This is a genomic window from Asticcacaulis currens (genome assembly GCF_028550395.1).
Classification (GTDB): domain Bacteria; phylum Pseudomonadota; class Alphaproteobacteria; order Caulobacterales; family Caulobacteraceae; genus Asticcacaulis; species Asticcacaulis currens.
Genome location: NZ_JAQQKW010000003.1, coordinates 253,053 through 270,247, shown reverse-complemented (window position 1 = coordinate 270,247; position 17,195 = coordinate 253,053). Strand labels below are relative to the sequence as shown.

Annotated in this window: 19 protein-coding genes; 9 read left to right on the top strand and 10 right to left on the bottom strand. The window is 61.4% G+C overall.

Translation table 11 applies throughout. The features are described 5' to 3' along the window. Positions 1 to 68: 68 nt before the first annotated feature. Genes PQU94_RS06680 through PQU94_RS06670 form a run of 3 tightly spaced genes read left to right on the top strand, consistent with a single transcriptional unit; the run spans position 69 to position 1,236 of the window. Positions 69 to 644, top strand: coding sequence for an ATPase (locus PQU94_RS06680; protein WP_272740692.1), 576 nt, complete (start codon positions 69 to 71; stop codon positions 642 to 644). Then, positions 641 to 817: a hypothetical protein gene (locus PQU94_RS06675; protein ID WP_272740691.1), complete on the top strand. Its 177-nt coding sequence runs from the start codon at positions 641 to 643 to the stop codon at positions 815 to 817. Before PQU94_RS06680 ends, PQU94_RS06675 begins: the two co-directional genes overlap by 4 nt. After that, complete coding sequence (locus tag PQU94_RS06670; protein ID WP_272740690.1) at positions 814 to 1,236, top strand: metallopeptidase family protein; 423 nt, start codon at positions 814 to 816, stop codon at positions 1,234 to 1,236. The genes PQU94_RS06675 and PQU94_RS06670 overlap by 4 nt, the downstream gene beginning before the upstream one ends. On the opposite strand, the gene PQU94_RS06665 is transcribed toward PQU94_RS06670, so the two are convergent. From PQU94_RS06665 to PQU94_RS06650, 4 genes are all read right to left on the bottom strand, one after another. Further along, the gene (locus tag PQU94_RS06665) at positions 1,217 to 2,584 is read right to left on the bottom strand and encodes an alpha/beta hydrolase family protein (RefSeq protein WP_272740689.1); all 1,368 of its coding nucleotides are present in this window, start codon (positions 2,582 to 2,584) and stop codon (positions 1,217 to 1,219) included. The genes PQU94_RS06670 and PQU94_RS06665 overlap by 20 nt on opposite strands. Positions 2,585 to 3,027: 443 nt before the next feature. Next, positions 3,028 to 3,714: a glutathione S-transferase family protein gene (locus PQU94_RS06660; RefSeq protein ID WP_272740688.1), complete on the bottom strand. Its 687-nt coding sequence runs from the start codon at positions 3,712 to 3,714 to the stop codon at positions 3,028 to 3,030. 203 nt (positions 3,715 to 3,917) lie between these two features. Beyond that, the gene (locus tag PQU94_RS06655; RefSeq protein WP_272740687.1) at positions 3,918 to 4,742 is read right to left on the bottom strand and encodes a DODA-type extradiol aromatic ring-opening family dioxygenase; all 825 of its coding nucleotides are present in this window, start codon (positions 4,740 to 4,742) and stop codon (positions 3,918 to 3,920) included. A gap of 71 nt (positions 4,743 to 4,813) precedes the next feature. Further along, on the bottom strand, positions 4,814 to 5,395 hold the full coding sequence (locus tag PQU94_RS06650) for a YceI family protein (protein WP_272740686.1): 582 nt from the start codon (positions 5,393 to 5,395) through the stop codon (positions 4,814 to 4,816). Positions 5,396 to 5,671: 276 nt separating this feature from the next. Between PQU94_RS06650 and PQU94_RS06645 the strand changes: the two genes are divergently transcribed. The 4 genes from PQU94_RS06645 to PQU94_RS06630 all read left to right on the top strand — a co-directional run bounded on the left by PQU94_RS06645 (position 5,672) and on the right by PQU94_RS06630 (position 11,787). Continuing rightward, positions 5,672 to 8,194, top strand: a complete 2,523-nt coding sequence (locus PQU94_RS06645; RefSeq protein WP_272740685.1) for a TonB-dependent receptor — start codon at positions 5,672 to 5,674, stop codon at positions 8,192 to 8,194. A gap of 291 nt (positions 8,195 to 8,485) precedes the next feature. Further along, positions 8,486 to 10,192, top strand: a complete 1,707-nt coding sequence (locus PQU94_RS06640) for an alkaline phosphatase D family protein (protein ID WP_272740684.1) — start codon at positions 8,486 to 8,488, stop codon at positions 10,190 to 10,192. 215 nt (positions 10,193 to 10,407) lie between these two features. Continuing rightward, on the top strand, positions 10,408 to 10,929 hold the full coding sequence (locus PQU94_RS06635; protein ID WP_272740683.1) for a DUF1993 domain-containing protein: 522 nt from the start codon (positions 10,408 to 10,410) through the stop codon (positions 10,927 to 10,929). Between the two features lie 63 nt (positions 10,930 to 10,992). Further along, positions 10,993 to 11,787, top strand: coding sequence for a tetratricopeptide repeat protein (locus PQU94_RS06630; protein WP_272740682.1), 795 nt, complete (start codon positions 10,993 to 10,995; stop codon positions 11,785 to 11,787). On the opposite strand, the gene PQU94_RS06625 is transcribed toward PQU94_RS06630, so the two are convergent. The 3 genes from PQU94_RS06625 to PQU94_RS06615 are packed head-to-tail and all read right to left on the bottom strand — an operon-like array spanning position 11,777 to position 13,873. Then, positions 11,777 to 12,853, bottom strand: a complete 1,077-nt coding sequence (locus PQU94_RS06625; RefSeq protein ID WP_272740681.1) for a saccharopine dehydrogenase family protein — start codon at positions 12,851 to 12,853, stop codon at positions 11,777 to 11,779. The genes PQU94_RS06630 and PQU94_RS06625 overlap by 11 nt on opposite strands. After that, complete coding sequence (locus PQU94_RS06620) at positions 12,843 to 13,451, bottom strand: DUF4166 domain-containing protein (protein WP_272740680.1); 609 nt, start codon at positions 13,449 to 13,451, stop codon at positions 12,843 to 12,845. The genes PQU94_RS06625 and PQU94_RS06620 overlap by 11 nt, the downstream gene beginning before the upstream one ends. Then, the gene (locus tag PQU94_RS06615; RefSeq protein ID WP_272740679.1) at positions 13,448 to 13,873 is read right to left on the bottom strand and encodes a DCC1-like thiol-disulfide oxidoreductase family protein; all 426 of its coding nucleotides are present in this window, start codon (positions 13,871 to 13,873) and stop codon (positions 13,448 to 13,450) included. The genes PQU94_RS06620 and PQU94_RS06615 overlap by 4 nt, the downstream gene beginning before the upstream one ends. A 53-nt stretch (positions 13,874 to 13,926) precedes the next feature. Here PQU94_RS06615 and PQU94_RS06610 point away from each other — a divergent pair, with 53 nt between their 5' ends. Both PQU94_RS06610 and PQU94_RS06605 read left to right on the top strand, forming a co-directional pair. Further along, entirely contained in the window at positions 13,927 to 14,388 is a 462-nt protein-coding gene (locus PQU94_RS06610) for a DUF2269 family protein (protein ID WP_272740678.1), read from the top strand. Positions 14,389 to 14,553: 165 nt separating this feature from the next. Next, positions 14,554 to 15,180 (top strand): glutathione S-transferase family protein, encoded by a 627-nt coding sequence (locus tag PQU94_RS06605; protein ID WP_272740677.1) that lies wholly within the window; start codon positions 14,554 to 14,556, stop codon positions 15,178 to 15,180. A 28-nt stretch (positions 15,181 to 15,208) separates the two neighbouring features. On the opposite strand, the gene PQU94_RS06600 is transcribed toward PQU94_RS06605, so the two are convergent. Genes PQU94_RS06600 through PQU94_RS06590 form a run of 3 tightly spaced genes read right to left on the bottom strand, consistent with a single transcriptional unit; the run spans position 15,209 to position 17,180 of the window. Beyond that, positions 15,209 to 15,613, bottom strand: a complete 405-nt coding sequence (locus tag PQU94_RS06600; RefSeq protein WP_272740676.1) for a hypothetical protein — start codon at positions 15,611 to 15,613, stop codon at positions 15,209 to 15,211. A gap of 43 nt (positions 15,614 to 15,656) precedes the next feature. Next, on the bottom strand, positions 15,657 to 16,133 hold the full coding sequence (gene ybaK / locus PQU94_RS06595; protein ID WP_272740675.1) for a Cys-tRNA(Pro) deacylase: 477 nt from the start codon (positions 16,131 to 16,133) through the stop codon (positions 15,657 to 15,659). Between the two features lie 9 nt (positions 16,134 to 16,142). Then, on the bottom strand, positions 16,143 to 17,180 hold the full coding sequence (locus PQU94_RS06590) for a threonine aldolase family protein (protein ID WP_272740674.1): 1,038 nt from the start codon (positions 17,178 to 17,180) through the stop codon (positions 16,143 to 16,145). Between the last annotated feature and the right edge of the window lie 15 nt (positions 17,181 to 17,195).

Genomic DNA, 17,195 nt, shown 5'->3' with positions numbered 1-17,195 from the left:
GAACAGTCTCACCTTGAACGCCGTCAGGACGACTTGTCCCGGCGGCGTTTGCGTTTTAGGCGTTGCCTATGCCCAGATGTCTGATCATTGCCGGACCGAATGGCGCAGGGAAAACCACATTTGCGTTGAAGTACCTGCCTGCGGTGGGTGTGGCACATTCCATCAATGCCGGCCTCATCGCGTCGGGTCTGTCGCCCTTTCATCCGGAGCAGCAGACCGCAGCAGCGGCACGGCTGTTCCTGATAGAAATGGAGGCGCGGATTGCCGTGCGTGAGGATTTTGCATTTGAGACGACGCTGTCCGGCAAAACCTATCTGAGGCTGATCGAACAGTTAAGGGCCAAAGGCTGGACGGTTGAGCTTCATTATTTAGCGTTGCCTGACGTTTCGGTTTCTAAACGGCGCGTGGCTGAGCGTGTTGCGCATGGCGGACATGATATACCTCAGACCGATATAGAACGGCTTTTCCCGCGTAGTTTGCGCAATCTGCTGATTGATTATAGAATGAAGGCTGACGTCTGCGTGTGCTACATGAACGATGATGGCCGCGCAGAGGTGATCTTTCATCAATCCGGTGAGGATTGCCAGGTGGCGAGCCCGTCTCTTTTCGATGGGTTGAAGCGTTTCTCAGGGCAGGTGAAATGAACCGCGAAGATATGTCGGCTTACGCAAATCATGCCCTGACGGTGCTGCGTGAAGCCGTGTCCGAAGCCATTGAGCGGAAACGGCGGCTGGGGCAGTACTGGGTGGTGTGGGACGGCGAAAAGCCGGTCGAGGTTTATCCCGAAAACGCTGTCGATCGTCCGGCCGCCGAATGAACCAGACCGCGTTTGGACCGCCGCCGTCGCTGGACGACATCGAGGCCTTGGCCAGAGATACGCTGAGCAAACTGCCGGAGCCCTTTGCCGGGTATCTGCGCGACGTGGTGCTGATCGTCGAGGACTTCCCCGCCGAAGACCTGCTGGCCGATCTGGGCATCGAAGACCCGTTTGAACTGACCGGCCTCTATACTGGCCGACCGGCGGAAACCGAGACGTTCACAGGCGACCTGCCGCCGATGATCCACCTTTTCCGCCGCCCGATCCTCGATGAATGGGCCGAAACCGGCGTGCCGCTGGTTGATCTGGTCGCCCATATCCTGATCCACGAGGCCGGGCATCATTTCGGCCTCAGCGACGAGGATATGGAGTGGCTGGAAGACGAGCTGAAAAAGAGTTCTACCGCGTCCGTTCACTGACCCAGTCGGTCACTATTTTCAAAGCCGAGGGCGCGAACGTTTCCTCTATATCGCCATATTCGGACGGCGCACCGGTCCCGGCCGTCTGGAACAGGTGGTTGAGGCCCGGCAATTCGCGGAGGGTGGCATCTGGGTTGCCCGCCAATGCGGCTTTCATGACGGGTAGATTGTCACGGGCGGCGACCTGAAGGTCCTTTTCGCCCGTGAGTGCCAGTACGGGTATCTTCAGCATTTTCAGTTCGACTTGCGGGTCATAGCGCAGGAACCAGCTCATCCACGGCGAGGTAACCGGCTTGACGATAGCGTCGATCACCGCCGGGTCGGCCGGCGTTCCCGCGGGCCATTCGGCGGCGACTATGGCGCGTAGCGTGGTTTCGGCGTGCGCCGGGTCGGCGATAATCGCGTCGTAGATTTTGCGGTTGGTGGCCTGCGCCCGGCTCAAAGCCGCTTCGTCCATACCATTGGCACGTCCGATCAGGACCTGCTGGCTGAGCAGCAGATGATCGCCGCGCACCGCGCTACCGGCCAGAAGCCCGACAAACTGCACCTGCGGCGTGCGGTTGGCAACGAGGGGGGCGATGATCCCGCCTTCGGAATGACCGATCAGGCCGATCGTCTTCACGTCCTTACGCGCGCCCAGCCAGTGAGCCGCGGCCTGAGCGTCATCGGCAAAGTCGGCGGTGGTGGCCTGTGCATAGGCACCGGTCGAGCCGCCGATGCCGCGCTTATCGTAGCGCAGCACGGCGATCCCTGCACGGTTGAGGGCGTCGGCCAGCACCAGAAAAACCTTGTGACCGGCCACGGTTTCGTCGCGCGTATTCGGCCCCGAACCGGCGATCAGGACCACGGCGGGGAAGGGGCCATTGCCCTTTGGTGCGCTATAGGTGCCGGCCAGGGTGACGCCGGGCGTCGGGGTGGCGATCTGCACGCTTTCGACGTGATATTGCGCCAGCGCCGCCTCGGCCGCGTCCACCTGCGGACGGTGACTGACGCTCAAATCGCTTTCGTTGATGCGGCTGAGGCTAAGCGGCAGGGATTGCCCCTGCGACCAGGTGCCGACCCAGGCCTTCTGTGCGTCATCCCAATGGCCCTCATAGTGGCCATTGATGCGTTTGAGATCAAAACTGAGGGTATCGGCGGTGGCGCTGATTGTATCCAGCGGCAGCAGGGCCTTCGACTGATCCGGGCTTTGCAGCGTGCCCTTATAGCCCTGACCCTCCTTTTCAATGCGCACGATGATCGTCAGTTGCCCCATCAGCTTGCCGCGCCATATCCCGGCGGCTTCCTCGGCATGGGTCGTCGTGGCCAGCAGCACGCCTGCCGCGAAAAATCCCCAGATGCGGTGCATAGCGCCATCCCTTCTCTATTTCGGTATTTTGCTATATAACAAAATAGACTTCGGAGTCAATCCCGACCGGGTGATCGGTATAGCGATGTCTCAACCTTTCCGCGCATTAATCGCACATTAAGAGAACGTCATTATTCTGGATTATACGGTATGCTAAGTATGGCGTACCTGTTTGCAACCCCGTGCAAGGCGTAATCAGTATGCGTACCCCCGACCCGTCTGCCGCTCCATTGCCGCGGCCTGATCTGTCCGCGCCGGGCGCCCGGCCTGCGCCTTCAGCGCGCGCAGCTACTCCCTCTGAAATCTATCTCCCTCCCCAGACTTCCGGTCTGATCGGTTTCCTCGAAACCGTGATCCGCATTACGCGCCGTTTTTGCTGCGGCGTGTAACGGCAGGTTTCCTGCCGTGGCGGGAGGTCCGGATAGCCTCCCGCCAAACTCTTTTTAAACCGCGCGATAGTCGGCCAGCACGACGCCGACCTCGGCCACCTCGGCCTCGTGCTCCGGTTCGCGCGCCGTTTCGGCCAACGCCGCTGCGTACCAGTCCTGCATGGAGGGCAGGGCCAGCAGGCGCTCGATGTAGGCCTGCGCGGGAGGGCTCAGCGTCAGGCCATAGGTCTGCACGCGGAAGGCCACGGGGCAGTAAAACGCATCCACCGCGGTGAAGGTGTCTCCCGCCAGAAACGGCCCGCCAAAGCGGCTCAGCCCTTCGCTGAACAGCGCATCCAGGCGGTCGATATTGCGCTGAAGCGCCGGGCTGATCGTGTGCAGTTTCACCCGCAGTCCGCAGGTCATGGTGCAGATGGTGCGCAAAACGGAAAAGCCGGAATGCATCTCTGCCGCGGCTGAACGGGCAAAGGCGCGCGCCTCACGATCCGCAGGCCACACTGCGGGATGCGCCTCATAAACATACTCCGCTATGGCCAGCGAGTCCCAGATAGTCAGGCCCTGATCATGCAGAGCGGGCACCAGAGATGAAGGTGAAAAAGCCTTAAACTGCACATTCTCGCCGATGGGGGTCGAGAAATAGTGCAGGTGTTCCGTAAACGGAATCCCCAGCGTTTTCAGCAGCACCCAAGGGCGCAGCGACCACGAGGAATAGTTCTTATTGGCGATATAAAGATCGTACATGCGACACCTCCGTTCATACACGGATTATGGCCGCCCATACGCAAACCCGGAAGTGGCGAAACTGACGCTCATCGTATAAAAGCTGCCAAGCTAGAGCGCAATCCGACAAAGTGCCATAAAAGCGTCTTGGCACTTTTCGGAAAAATTGCGCGACCAAACAAAAACTTAGAGCATTCGGCGGCTCAACTTAGCCGACGAATGCTCTAGCCGAACTGAAAGCCGCTGACCGCTGTGTTCATGGGGCGCAGCGTCTCGTCATAGGTCCGCACCGCCTTCGCGTCGCTGGCGGCACCGGCGGCCACGAAGAGCGGCACCAGATGGTCCTCGTGCGGGTGGGCGATACGCGCGCCTGCGCCCTTTGACCAGTCGCGCAATAAGGCTTCGCGCGCCTCACCCGTGTGGGCCGTCAGCGTGTCGTTCAGCCAGTCATTAAAATGGTGGGAGCCATTGACCGGCTCATGGGCCAGACTCAGGCGGATCAACGCCTTGAGGTCGTGGAAGCTCATGCCTGAGGCGACGATCAGCACGCCTTCGTCGCGCAGCGGGGCCAGCGCCTTGCCTAGCGCGATATGGTCCTGCGGGTCCCAGTTGCTTTTGATCGAAAGCTGCACCACCGGAATGTCGGCGTCGGGGTACATCAGCAGGAAGGGCACGAACACGCCGTGGTCGTAGTCGCGGGTGGCGTCACGATCGACCGGGATATCCGCCTCTGCCGCCAGCGCAATGACGCGCTCGGCCAGTTCAGGCGAGCCGGGGGCGGGATAGCTCAGCCGATAGGTATGGTCCGGAAAGCCGTAATAGTCGAACAACATCCCCGGCTTCGCCTTGGTCTGCACCGTGAAGCGTTCGGTCATCCAGTGCGCCGAGATGACCAGTATGGCCTTCGGGCGCTGCCCCACCTGATGAGGGATGTCGCGCAGATAGTCGCCCATGCGGTCCCACAGGTGCGGCGGGTTCCACTCCATAAAGAAGCACGGGCCGCCGCCATGCGGAATATAGAGGGTCGGCAGAGGATGTTGCGACGTCATGGGACACCTGAATAAAACAAAGGGGCGCGGCCGTGACCGCACCCCCTGAAAAAACGTACCGTAAACCGGTCTTACTTCTTGTTGGCTTCGGCCGTGATGACGAGGGTGATTTCGTCGCTCACCGCCGGGACATAGGCGCCCATGCCGAAGTCCGAACGCTTGATCTGGCCCGTGGCGCTAAAGCCGGCGGTCTTCACGCCCTTCATATTGGCACCGATCTTGTTCAGCTTGACGGCCAGGGTGACGGGCTTGGTGACGCCGTGGATGGTCAGGTTGCCGGTGACATTGGCCGTGTCCTTGCCCGTCACATCGACCTTGGTCGATTTGAAGGTCGCGGTCGGGTAGGTGGCGGCGTCAAAGAAGTCCTTCGACTTCAGGTGACCGTCCAGCGCGGCGACGCCGGTGTTCAGGCCGTCGATGGCGAAGCTGACTTCGACCGACGAGGCGGCCGGAGCGGCTTCGTCCAGCACCAGCGTGCCGACGGCGTTCATGAACTTGGCGGTGGGCTTGGAGAAGCCAAAGTGCGTCCACGAGAAGACGACTTCGGTGTGGGTCGCTTCGAGCGCATAGGTTTCCGGGGCAGCGAAGGCCGGGGTCAGCGAGCCGGCGAGCAGGGCAGCGGCGAGCAGGGTGGACTTAAAGACGTGACGCATGGCGGGCTCCTTTGAGAGAAAGATTTGCGATAAGCGTAACTATAAGAGTTACGGTTTCCACTGGCAAGAGGGGAATGCGAAAAAATAACGAGACTATCTAGTACGACTCGGCGAGGCCGGGGTTCACACTTGCCACAGCAATTGTCGCTTTTGCGTGACAGGCCGCAGCAATCTGCAAGAAGGGGGCGTAATTGTGACGGCTGCAACCTCACTGTCATAAGCGTTCGATAAAGCGGTCTTCACATTGTCGTTTCGACCTGACGAAGGAAGCTGTCCATGTCTGCTCTGCGCCTTGCCTCTGTTTCTTTTTTGGCCCTGATGCTGGCCGCGCCTGCCGTGGCCCAAACCCGGACGAGCGCGGGTGCCGAGGAAGGCAGCGTGCCGGAAATCGTGGTGACGCTGCAAAAGCGCGAGCAGAAACTGCTCAACGTGCCGGCGGCGGTGACGGGTCTTAACGCGTCTTTCCTGACCGATGTCGGCGTCACGGATTTTGCCGAGCTGTCTCTGTTCGTGCCGGGCTTTGAGGTGCAGGATCAGTCGCCGAACAATCCCGGCTTCGTGATGCGCGGCATCACCTCCGATTCGGGCGCAGCGACCGGCGAAGCGCGCGTTTCGGTGTTTCAGGACGGCGTGTCGATCTCGCGCTCGCGCGGAGCATATGTCGAGCTGTTCGACCTCGACCGCGTCGAAGTGGCCAAGGGCCCGCAATCGACCCTGTTCGGGCGCGGTGCTCTGATCGGGGCCGTCAATATCATTCAGGCCAAGGCCAAGCCGGTGCTGGATGGTAAGGCGGCGATCAGCGTGGGCGACTATAATTATCGTATGGTTGATGCCATGGTTAATGTGCCGCTGAACGACCAACTGGCCGTGCGCCTATCCGGCCGCGCCAAGCACCGCGACGGTTATACCGAAAACCTGCTGGGCGGTGATGACTTCAACGGTCTGGGCAGCGATGCCCTGCGCTTTACCGCCGCCTGGCGTCCGACCGAGGCTCTGCGTTTCGACCTGATCACCAACTATCAGAAGGATTCGGCGCCGGGAACAGGCTTTAAGTCGGGCACCTTTGCCCCGACCGATCCGACCACGGGGGCCATTATCGGCGACCTGTCGCCGACCTCCGGCGCGGCCCTGGCCAATGGCGCCGGGTTCAAGAACCGCAATCTGGGTCTGGAGCGCACGGTGAGCGGTACGACGCTTCTGGGCGAATGGCGTCTGTCGGACGCCTATCGCCTGTCGTCGATCAGCGCCTATCGCCGCTTCTCGGCCTCCGAAGTGTTTGATCCGGACGGCATGTCCTTGCCCATTCTGGCGGTCGCCGAAGACGCAAAGGGCAAGCAATGGTCGCAGGAACTGCGCCTCAACTATGATGCGGGCGGGGCCGTTTCGTGGTTTGCGGGCCTGAGCTATTTCAAGGAAGAGGCCTCGACGGCCGTGCCGATGCAGTTTGATGAGCGCGTCGCGGGCCTGTTCCTGACCAACAACCTGCCGCGTCCGAACGCCCTGCCGCTGCCGGTGGTTGCGGCGGTGGCTCCGACCGCCTTCGGTCCGCTGGCCCCCTATATCGACCCGGCGCACCGCGAATCCTCGACCAACTTCGGCAAGACCGAGTCCATTGACGCCTATGCCGACCTCACCTGGCGCGTGACGCCGAAGCTCGAACTGAGTGCCGGTCTGCGCTACACCAAGGACGACAAGGTGTCGGGCTATGCGGCCTCGGTCGAAACCCCTTCTGTGCTGGCGGCGTCCTCGGCCGTTACGCCGGTGATCACGGCCAATGTGCAAACGCAGGTGACGCAACTGGTCACCCAGTACGTGCAGGCTACGGGCACCGCGCCGTCGGCGGCGCAGATCAACGCCTGGACCGCGCAGGTGACGCCGCTTGTGGTGCGGGCCGTGGTCGCGGGCCTGCCGCCGGTCGGTATCTTCAAGCAGTCGACGCCGGGCAATGGCACCCGCGTCGATCAGAGCTTTTCGGACGACGGCATCACCTACCGCCTCGTCGCCCGCTATGCCTTCAGCGATACGTTCAATGCCTACGTCTCGGCGGCGCGCGGCCGTCAGCCCAAGGTGCTCAGCGGCGATTCGGGCAGCACGCCGCTGGCCGCGCCGAAGTTTACTTATGCCGATGCCGAAACCGTCGATAGCCTTGAACTGGGCCTGAAGACGCGCCTGCTGGACGGTCGTCTGAGCTGGGACACGGCGGTCTATGGCTATAAGTACGAGAACTTCCAGACGCAGGTGGCAACGCAAAGCGGCGGGCTGATCACGGTCAGCGCCGGCAAGGCCGATGCCTATGGCCTTGAGACCCAGGCCTATTATCGCCTGACGCCGGGGGCGGATCTGTTTGTCACCTATGCCTACAGCCACGCCCGCTTCGGCAACGGCCTCTATGAAGGCAACCACTTCCGCCTGAACCCGGATCACAGCCTGTCGCTGGGCGGGCGCTTCAAGTTCAACACGCAAAACGCCCGCTTCTGGTTCACCCCGACCTATACGTGGCAGTCGGAAATCGTCTTTGACGACAATAACGACCTGCCGAAGTATCAGCCGGCGGTGCCGGGCCTGCGTCCGGTGGCCGACACGAAGCAGGACGAGAAACAGGACGCCTATGGCCTCCTGAACCTGCGTCTGGGCTACGCGCCGCTGAACGCGCCGTGGTCGGTCGAAGTCTTCGCCGATAATGTCACCGACGAAGCCTATATCAAGGATGCGGGCAATACGGGCGACAACCTCGGTATCGCAACCTTTATCGCCGGTGAACCGCGCATGGTCGGCGTGACGCTGCGCATCAATTACTAGCCCCCCTTATACCTCCCCAGTTTACTGGGGAGGGGGACCGCACGACGCCGCGTTTACGCGGCTAGATGCGGTGGTGGGGGTCTGCCAGCACAGCCTGTGCGCGGCTCGTGGCTCCCACGTCTGTGCGTTTCACTCGCACCGACGGCCCGCACCTGCCAGTCGGGGGCGTACCCATTCAGAGGCATCTGCCCTGTGTATAAGTCTGTGAACAAAACTGTCACGCAGGCGCAATAACCCTGTCACCGAAGCGGCTTATGGGCGGTCCTGTACTCATGGCAGGGGACGGCACAGATGAGCGCGACATATAAGGTAAGCCGCCGTAAGGCGCTGATGGCTTTCGGTCTGATGGGGGCGGCTCCGGCCGTATCCGGTTCCGGTCTGGCCCCGATCAAGGGCGCGCATTTTGCGCACGGCGTGGCGGCGGGCGACCCCTTGAGCGACCGCCTGATCCTGTGGACGCGCGTGTCGGGCCTTGAGGCCGCTACCGAAGTCGTATGGCAGATGTCCGAGCACGACGATTTCCGCAAGCTGACCGGCACCGGTCGTCTGGTCACTGATGCCGGCCGTGACTATACAGTCAAGCTCGATGCGACCGGTCTTAAGCCCGCCCGGACCTATTATTACCGCTTTGTCTGTCAGGGCGTGACCTCGCCTGTCGGTCAGGCCAGGACCCTGCCGATGCAGACCGATCGCGTCGTGCTGGCGGTTGCGTCGTGCTCGCTGTTCTCCAACGGCTATTTCAACGCCTATCGCGCCATCGCCGATCTGAAAGAGGTCGATGCCGTCCTGCACCTGGGCGACTACATCTACGAATACGGCGCGGGCCTGAACGACTACGGCATGGGCAATGGTCGTCTGCTGGGCCGTATCCCTGAGCCGCCGCACGAGATCGTCACTCTGGCCGACTATCGCACGCGCCACGCCCAGTACAAGGCCGACGCCGACCTTCAGGCGGCGCACGCCCGCGCCGCGTGGATCTGCGTCTTTGACGACCACGAAATGTGCAACGATCCGTGGATGCATGGGGCCGAAAACCATCAGCCGGATACCGAAGGCGACTTCGATGTGCGTAAGGCCGCCGCGCTGAAGGCCTACCGCGAATGGATGCCCATTCGTGACCCGCAGCCGGGTATGCTGTCTGAGGCTATCTACCGCTCGTTCCGCTTCGGGCAACTGGCCGAACTGTTCATGATCGAGACGCGCTTTCTGGCGCGTTCCAAGCAGCTCGATTACCAGACCGATCTCAAGCGCGATGCGGCGGGCAAGGCCGATTACGCCGCCTTCCGCGCCGAACTGAATGCGCCGTCGCGCGAACTGCTGGGGGCCACGCAGCGTCAGTGGCTTCAGACGGGCCTGAAAGCCTCGGTGGCCGATGGCGTGCGCTGGCAGGTGTTCGGCAATCAGGTGGTGATGGCCAAGGTCAAGGGCCCGGACCTCAAGGCGCTCTATGGCGAAGAGCGCATCGCGGCCATGCTGAAGATGTTGCCGGCCAATGTCGCGGGTGTGATCGGACCGATGATCGACCTGTTCAGCCAGACGGAAGACCCGCTGCCGCTAAATCTCGACGCCTGGGACGGCTATCCGGCGGAGCGCGAGCGCCTCTATGGCCTGATCCGCGACGCCAGGGCGCGCGCCGTGGTGCTGTCGGGCGACAGCCATCAGGCCTGGGCCAATGAACTGCATGACGCCAAAGGCGAGCGCGTGGCGGTCGAGCTGGGCGTTACAGCGATTTCGAGCCCGACCGTATGGTTCGATCATCTGCTGCCCAATTTCAGCCTCGCCAAGGTGCTGGCGGATCAGAACGACGAAGTGCTGGCCGCCTCGACCGACCGCAACGGCTTTGTGCGCCTGACTCTAACACCGGAAGCGGCGACGGGCGAGTGGGTGTCGGTTTCGACCATCACCGCGCGGGAGTACAAGGTCACGGTCGATGGCACCTTCGCCGCTCAGGCTGAGGCCGATCGCGTCGGGCCGCTGAAGGTGATTTCTGTCGTCTGATTAGATTAGAGCGGAATGATCGCTCTGATCATTCCCCTCAAGCCGCCATTGAGGCGGCGGCCAAGGTGGCGGAGCCACCGCCCGGCGAGGGACTAAACAAAATCTGGATCATTATGTTTCCACCGGAAAGCATAATGATCTAGAGGCCTTGATTGTAATCGGTCCCTGCCCATCTGGGGTGAAGTGCCGCACCGGGCACCCCTAAGAGACTGTCCATGACCCAGATACCGCCTGTTTCCATCTATTCGATGACCGTGCCCGTTCTTATCAACGCGATGAAGAACCTGACCCATATCCTCAGCAAGGCCGAGGCGTTTGCCGAAGCGAAAAAGATCGACCCGTCGGTCGTCATCGAGGCGCGTCTGGCGCTCGACATGCACCCTCTGCGCCGTCAGATCCAGTCGGTGTCGGATACGGCCAAGGGGGCTGTGGCGCGCCTGACCGGCACGGAGATTCCGTCCATGGCTGATACGGAAACGAGCTTTGCCGAGTTGAAAGACCGTCTGGCCAAAACCATTGCCTATATCGAATCCGTCGATCCGGCCCTGTTTGACGGCGCCGAAAGCCGCGACGTGGTGCTGAAACTGCCGAACCGCGAAATCCCTTTTACGGGCTACAGCTATGTGGTCGGGTTTGTCCTTCCCAACCTGTTATTCCACGTGACGACCGCCTACGCCATCCTGCGTCACTACGGCGTCGAACTGGGTAAGACGGACTATCTGCGCGGCGGGTTGTAAGTACACTTGCCACCCTTCCGGGATGAGTTTAGCCTCCTGTTTTAACAAACGGGGGGCTTTTCTATGAAATTGGCTATCACTTCCTGGGCGGTTATCGGCCTCTGTCTGACTACGGCCACGGTGCGCGCAGAAGAGACGCCGCAGTCTGATTTTCTAAATATCGCGCCCTGTCAGACACACAACGAAAAGGCGGAAGCACGGGCGGCGAAAGTAGCCGAAAAACTTCAAAAGGCTTTCGTTAAGGCCGATGTCTCGGCGCTCAGGGCTTTGGCTCCGGAAATGGAAACGGCCATCGGCGAAGCACCGCTTCCGCCGTATTATGCGGAAAAATGCGATACACGCCTTTTTATTTACAGCGATAATCTTCCTTCGCAACTCGTATTAGGCGTGTTGCTTGAAACTGCGGCTAAAAAGAACGCAAACCCTGATGGCAAGAAGTTAGAGATTGTCGCAAAACCCGCGTCGCCCTTTGCCCTTATTTCTTACGGATTGGCTTGGGTTTATGCGGACCGCAAGGACTACACTCGCTGTGTGACGATTCTGGTTGATGGTCGCCAGCGTGATCCATGGAACGAAGCTATTCTGAGCGAATATCTCTTTTGTTTGGCACAGAGTGGCCGAAATGCGGAAAGTCTGGCAGAGGCCGAAAAGGCGCTTGAGAATCCTTTCTTTAATCTGACGGATTACACACGGGCGAAGGTTTTGCGACACAAGGGCTATGCCCTCGTTGAGCTTCAAAAATGGGATGAAGCCGAGTTTGCCTATAAGGACTCTTTGAAGTTTGATGGAAGCAGTCAACTGGCCAAGAACGAACTCCTGTATATCCAGCAGATGCGGGCTCAGAAATCTAAGCCGTGACAATATCAAATGGTTCCAGCGCCGCCAGATAGTCGGAGAGGCTAATCTGACCAAGGCTGGAGCGCGCGCCGGGGGCGGGGCCGCTCCCTTTGGCCAGACGTTCGGCCAGCAGGATGGCCGGGACCGAGGGGATGTGCGGCCCGTCGCCATTGCGCGCAATGATGTGCCAGTCGAGGCGGAGCGGCTGCCCGTCCAGCCCTGTACCCGACACGACCATAAACATGCCGCCATCGTCGGAGCCCAGCGGATCGAACAGGTCGGCGGCCTTCAGCAGGGGCCTTGCCAGCTTCGGCAGCGGGAATGGCAGCAGCTTCCAGCGCACGCCCCAAGACAGGGCCCACAGGCCGAGGTGTATGAAACCCAGTTCCAGCCCGGCGCCGAAACGGATCGAGCGTAGGCCATAGGCGGCGGGCAGCAGGTCGAGATCGGGAATATCGCAATCGCCCATCAGGCGCGGCCCCAGATCAGGGAAGACGTGCCGCCGCAAGCCTTGCCAGCCATAGGCCTTCGGATGCCCCGCAAAGGGTTTCAGCGGCTGACCCACATAGGACAGGATGGCCGCCGTGGTCGCCAGCCCGCGCTCGGCCCCCTGACCGGGGCAGATGCCGAAATCGAGCGCCTCAAGTGTCGCAAAGCGGTCGCGGAAATGGTTCAGTACGGCCGAGGACAGGCACGGAACGGTCGAAGCGCCGCTGATGGCCACCACGCCCGCCGCCTTGGCTGCGGCGTCCAGCCGGTTAAAGCCCACCACGAAATCCCGCGCGTCCGACAGATCGACATAGTGTACCCCCGCCGCGATGCAGACTTCGGCTACGCCGTAGTCGGCGTTCTGATACGGCCCGGCGGTGTGCACCACGACGCTGGTCTTATGCGTGCGCAGGGCTTCGGACAAACCTCTATTGAGGTCGAAGGCCGCCCATTGCGCCCCCATCGACCGGGCGCAGGCTTCGGCCTTATTGGCATCGCGCCCGGCGATGATCACCGGCACGTCGCGGCGGATCAGGCCCGCAGCGATGCGCTTGCCGAAATTGCCATAGCCGCCTAGGATCAGCACCTTACCCGTCAAGACGCATCTCCGTCACGCGAAAGGCCCCGCCATAGCTGTAGAGCTTACCGAGCCACGGGTGGCGCAGCTCCATATGCATGCGGAAACGCTCGTCGCCTGTGGCCTCTTCCCACGCATCGCCGCGTCCGGCCAGACCGCTGATCGGCAGGGGAATGTCGAGGCCGAACAAGCGCCAGACATAGCCGGCGTGTCGCAACCGCACGCGCCCCTCGTGATAATCGTAATGGGCCTGCCAGCCTATGCCGGTGGCCATGTATTCCGTCACGTGGTGCGGGCGTTTCGACATCATGCGCGAGCGGAAGGTCACGGGATCGCGCCCCGCGAAACGGAAGATGCGCTCAAACACAAAGGCATCGCTGTCGGGTTCGGAGCGGAAATGCACTTTTACCGGTACGGCCTTGCCCTCATAGGGCGTCAACATGCCCGTCGCCTTGATCAGCCAGGAAAACCGCCGCAGCAACGGGTGCATTTCAATATCCAGCGTCCCTTCGACGATCACGTGGTCGCCCGTAAACGGGCGGTTGGCGTAGTGGGCCTTGAGCGCCGGGGGCAGGGCCTCCCACTGCTCGGCAAAGATGGCGGCGAAGGTGGGCCTCATATCTGCGTCTTTCCGGCCAGTCTGAGGCTGAGATTGCGCCCTGCCCGCAGCAGCGGATAGAGCCAGCGCGTGCGGCGCGGCGAACGGAACATCCAGGCAATGAAACGGTTGAGACCATCGCTGTTCGACCCCAGAAGCGCCAGCCGGTTAAGCGCCTCGGCCCCGTGGTGCCACTGATGGCCATAGATCACGACGATGCCCTGATTGAGGTCAAGCTGACGGGCGCGAATCTCTTTCAGGATAGGGTGGTCGGGGTCGCCGCGCGCATCGAGCGTCTTCAGCCGCCCCACGGCCCGGTTGACGCGATAACCAAGCGCACCGGAGCGGCACAGCACGCAGTCGCCATCATAGACCAGCCACAGGGTATGAGCGTCCTCCCTGATCTCAGGGGAGGAGCGCGGTGTTTTCGCTGACTTGTCCATTCGATCCCCTGCCTCTATGACAGGGAGTCTAGGCGCGAAGACGAGGGGGATCAATGCTATATCTGTGGGTAAAGTGGGTGCATGTGGTCTCCTCGACCATCCTGTTCGGCACCGGCATAGGCACGGCTTTTTTCATGTTCATGGCCAATCGCCGCAAAGAGGTGCCGGGCATCGCTTTTGCCTCGCGGCATGTGGTCATAGCCGACTGGCTGTTCACCACGCCCGCCGTCATCGTGCAGCTTTTGAGCGGTCTGTGGCTGGTGCATCTGGGAGGGCTGGAGCTGTTTGGTGGCTGGGTGCTGGGGGGATTGATGCTATATCTCTTTGCCGGGGCGTGCTGGTTGCCGGTGGTGTGGATACAGATACGGATGCGCGATCTGGCGAACGTCGCCTATGCGTCGGGTGAGCCCCTGCCGCCGCTCTACTGGACCTATGAGCGGTGGTGGGTGAGCCTTGGGGCGCTGGCCTTTCCGGCGATTGTGGTGGTTTTCTATCTGATGGTCGTCAAACCGTAACCTTGACGTTTGCGGTTTCATGACCATGTCTTCGGCATATTAGAGCGTATTTCGTTCAGACTGAATCGAAATAGCGCTCTAAATTTTTGTTTGAACGCGCTTTTTTATCCGAAAAGTGCGTCCCACTTTTCGGAAAGCGCTTTAGACCTACTGAGGGAAAAGACCATGATCGTTCTGCACACCTGGACCACGCCCAACGGCTTCAAGGCCTCCATCGCCCTCGAAGAAATGGGCCTGCCGTATAAGGTGAGGCCGGTCAATATCGGCGCGGATGAGCAGTTCCATCCGGACTTTCTGAAAATCTCCCCCAACAACAAGATCCCGGCCATTGTCGATGAAGAGACGGGCATCAGTGTCTTTGAAACCGGCGCGATCCTCGTCTATCTGGCCGAAAAGACGGGGAAATTCCTGCCGGCGTCGGGCGAAGGCCGTTATAAGGTGCTGGAGTGGCTGAACTGGCAGATGGGCGGGCTGGGGCCGATGTTCGGTCAGCTGGGGCATTTTGCGGTTTTTGCGCCGGAGAAAGTGCCCTATGCGCTGAACCGCTATACCAACGAAGCCAAACGCCTGCTGGGTGTGCTGGAAACGCAGTTGTCGAAACATGCCTATGTGGCGGGTGATGACTTCACCATCGCCGATATGGCCATCTATCCGTGGATCAATACGCTGCGCACCTTCTATCAGCAGGAGGCCCTGCTCACCGACACGCCGCATATCCGGGCGTGGTTCGATAAGGTCGGCACACGCCCGGCAGTGCAAAAGGGCATGACGGTCGGCAAGACGGCGACGTGATTGCCGCCTCGCGCGCAGGCCAGTCTGTTTATCCAAGCAGCGCCTTCAGCTCGCGGATTTGTCGCTCATATTCCGCCGGATTGAGGGTTTTCAGCCGTGCCAGATCGTCCTTCCAGCGGTCTAGCCGTTGGGAGGCGCTCTCGGCCTTCAACTTGTCGATGCGATCTACCAAGGCCCGCAGTTCCGTATAGGCCTCCTTATCGCGCTGATCGGCGGGCAGGTCGTCGATCAGACACCGCACTGCCGCGCTTAGCTTACCGATCTGGCGGCCATAGCTTTCCTGTTCGACAATACGTCTTTCGGTGTCGGGCGCTGACGAATTGTTCTCAGTAATGCTGATCAGCGACCAGCCGCGCAATATGTCCTGCGTCAGGCTGTGCGGCGCAAATCGCCACAATCCGAAGGGATCGAAGAAGGGGTTACCATCCGCCATATGTGCCTCCTGATAGACCACAGGGACACTATCACGGGTTGTGTTATTCCGCCATCACATCCACATATCCGGCATTAAGGACATGCGCGGCGTCGTCGGGTGCAATCGAGAGCAGCAGACCGCGCTGACCGGCATTGATATAGATGCGGTCATAAAGCTGCGCCGTCTCGTCTATGGCGGTCGGGTGGGTCTTGCGCTGGCCGAAAGGGGAGATGCCGCCGACCTTGAAGCCCGTCACCTTTTCGGCATCGGGCACCTTCATCATCTGCGCCGACTTGCCCTTGAAATGCGCCGCCAGCTTCTTCATCGACACTTCGCCATCTGAGGGCACGACGACGCAGACGCCCTTGCCATCGACCTCGGCCATCAGGGTCTTGAAGGTCTGCGACGGATCGACGCCCAGTGCTTCGGCGGCCTGCAGGCCGACGCGCGGCGCGTCCGGGTCATAGGCATAGGGGTGGAGATCGAAGGCGATCCCGGCCTTTTGCAGGGCGGCGGTTGCGGCGGTGGTTTTGGACATGATAAGGTCTCAGCGGCCGGGGAGGTGCGTCTGGCAATCCGTCAGAAACGCCGTGACCTCGTCCTCCGTCGTGGCGAAGCTGCAAACCAGCCGATAGACATGTTCCCCCGCCAGAGACCACGGATAGAAGCGGTGTCCGGCGGCCTGCAAGGTCTCCGCCAGAGCCGGGGGCAGGGTGACAAACAGGGCATTGGCCGCCTGTGGATAGACCAGTGATACCCCCGCAAGCTGGCTCAGACCTTCGGCCAGACGCTGCGCCATGCCATTGGCGTGCCTTGCCAGTGTCAGCCACAGATCGTCTTCGAGCAGGGCCAGCAACTGCGCCGACACGAAACGCATCTTGGACGGCAACTGCCCCATGCGCTTGTGCCAGTATTCAAAGTCGCGGATCAGGGCAGGGTTCAAAATCACCACCGCTTCGGCCAGGGCTGCGCCCGCCTTGGTGCCGCCAAACGACAGAATATCCACGCCGGTCACGGCTTTGGCCGGCGATACGCCCAGCGCCGCCACGCCGTTGGCCAGCCGCGCTCCGTCCATATGGATCAGCAAGCCGTGCCGGTCGGCCACAGCCCGCAGCGCGCGCAACTCTTCGACGCTATAGACCGTGCCGATCTCCGTCGATTGGGTCAGGCTGATCACCTTCGGGCGCGCGGCGTGCGGCGCGTGATCCTGCGACAGGGCGACGATGGCCTCGATCCCTTCGCTCGTCAGCTTGCCCAGCACGTCCGGCGCAATCAGAATCTTGGCCCCGGTGAAAAACTCCGGCAGGCCGCATTCGTCGTTCTGGATATGGGCGTCGCGGGTGGCAATCGTCGCCTCGAACGGCCGCATGATCGAGGCCAGCGCCACGCCATTTGTCGCCGAGCCATTGAAGGTCGGGAAGGCTCTCAGGTGCGGATTGCCAAACACCTCGCGCAGGCGGGCATTGAGGCGCGCCGTGATGTCATCCGCGCCGTAGGAGGCCGCGTGGCCTTCGTTGGCGGCGCCGAGGGCAGCCAGAACGGCGGGGTGCATGGGGGCGGTATTGTCGCTGGCGAACCAGACCATTCGTCACTCGTGCGG

Coding starts and splice junctions, on each gene's coding strand:
- PQU94_RS06650 (WP_272740686.1), bottom strand. CDS start 5,395: ATGCGTCACGTCTTTAAGTCCACCCTGCTCGCCGCTGCCCTGCTCGCC.
- PQU94_RS06630 (WP_272740682.1), top strand. CDS start 10,993: ATGAAATTGGCTATCACTTCCTGGGCGGTTATCGGCCTCTGTCTGACT.
- PQU94_RS06670 (WP_272740690.1), top strand. CDS start 814: ATGAACCAGACCGCGTTTGGACCGCCGCCGTCGCTGGACGACATCGAG.
- PQU94_RS06635 (WP_272740683.1), top strand. CDS start 10,408: ATGACCCAGATACCGCCTGTTTCCATCTATTCGATGACCGTGCCCGTT.
- PQU94_RS06655 (WP_272740687.1), bottom strand. CDS start 4,742: ATGACGTCGCAACATCCTCTGCCGACCCTCTATATTCCGCATGGCGGC.
- PQU94_RS06660 (WP_272740688.1), bottom strand. CDS start 3,714: ATGTACGATCTTTATATCGCCAATAAGAACTATTCCTCGTGGTCGCTG.
- PQU94_RS06620 (WP_272740680.1), bottom strand. CDS start 13,451: ATGAGGCCCACCTTCGCCGCCATCTTTGCCGAGCAGTGGGAGGCCCTG.
- PQU94_RS06600 (WP_272740676.1), bottom strand. CDS start 15,613: ATGGCGGATGGTAACCCCTTCTTCGATCCCTTCGGATTGTGGCGATTT.
- PQU94_RS06610 (WP_272740678.1), top strand. CDS start 13,927: ATGCTATATCTGTGGGTAAAGTGGGTGCATGTGGTCTCCTCGACCATC.
- PQU94_RS06680 (WP_272740692.1), top strand. CDS start 69: ATGCCCAGATGTCTGATCATTGCCGGACCGAATGGCGCAGGGAAAACC.
- PQU94_RS06605 (WP_272740677.1), top strand. CDS start 14,554: ATGATCGTTCTGCACACCTGGACCACGCCCAACGGCTTCAAGGCCTCC.
- PQU94_RS06645 (WP_272740685.1), top strand. CDS start 5,672: ATGTCTGCTCTGCGCCTTGCCTCTGTTTCTTTTTTGGCCCTGATGCTG.
- PQU94_RS06615 (WP_272740679.1), bottom strand. CDS start 13,873: ATGGACAAGTCAGCGAAAACACCGCGCTCCTCCCCTGAGATCAGGGAG.
- PQU94_RS06675 (WP_272740691.1), top strand. CDS start 641: ATGAACCGCGAAGATATGTCGGCTTACGCAAATCATGCCCTGACGGTG.
- PQU94_RS06665 (WP_272740689.1), bottom strand. CDS start 2,584: ATGCACCGCATCTGGGGATTTTTCGCGGCAGGCGTGCTGCTGGCCACG.
- ybaK (WP_272740675.1), bottom strand. CDS start 16,133: ATGTCCAAAACCACCGCCGCAACCGCCGCCCTGCAAAAGGCCGGGATC.
- PQU94_RS06590 (WP_272740674.1), bottom strand. CDS start 17,180: ATGGTCTGGTTCGCCAGCGACAATACCGCCCCCATGCACCCCGCCGTT.
- PQU94_RS06640 (WP_272740684.1), top strand. CDS start 8,486: ATGAGCGCGACATATAAGGTAAGCCGCCGTAAGGCGCTGATGGCTTTC.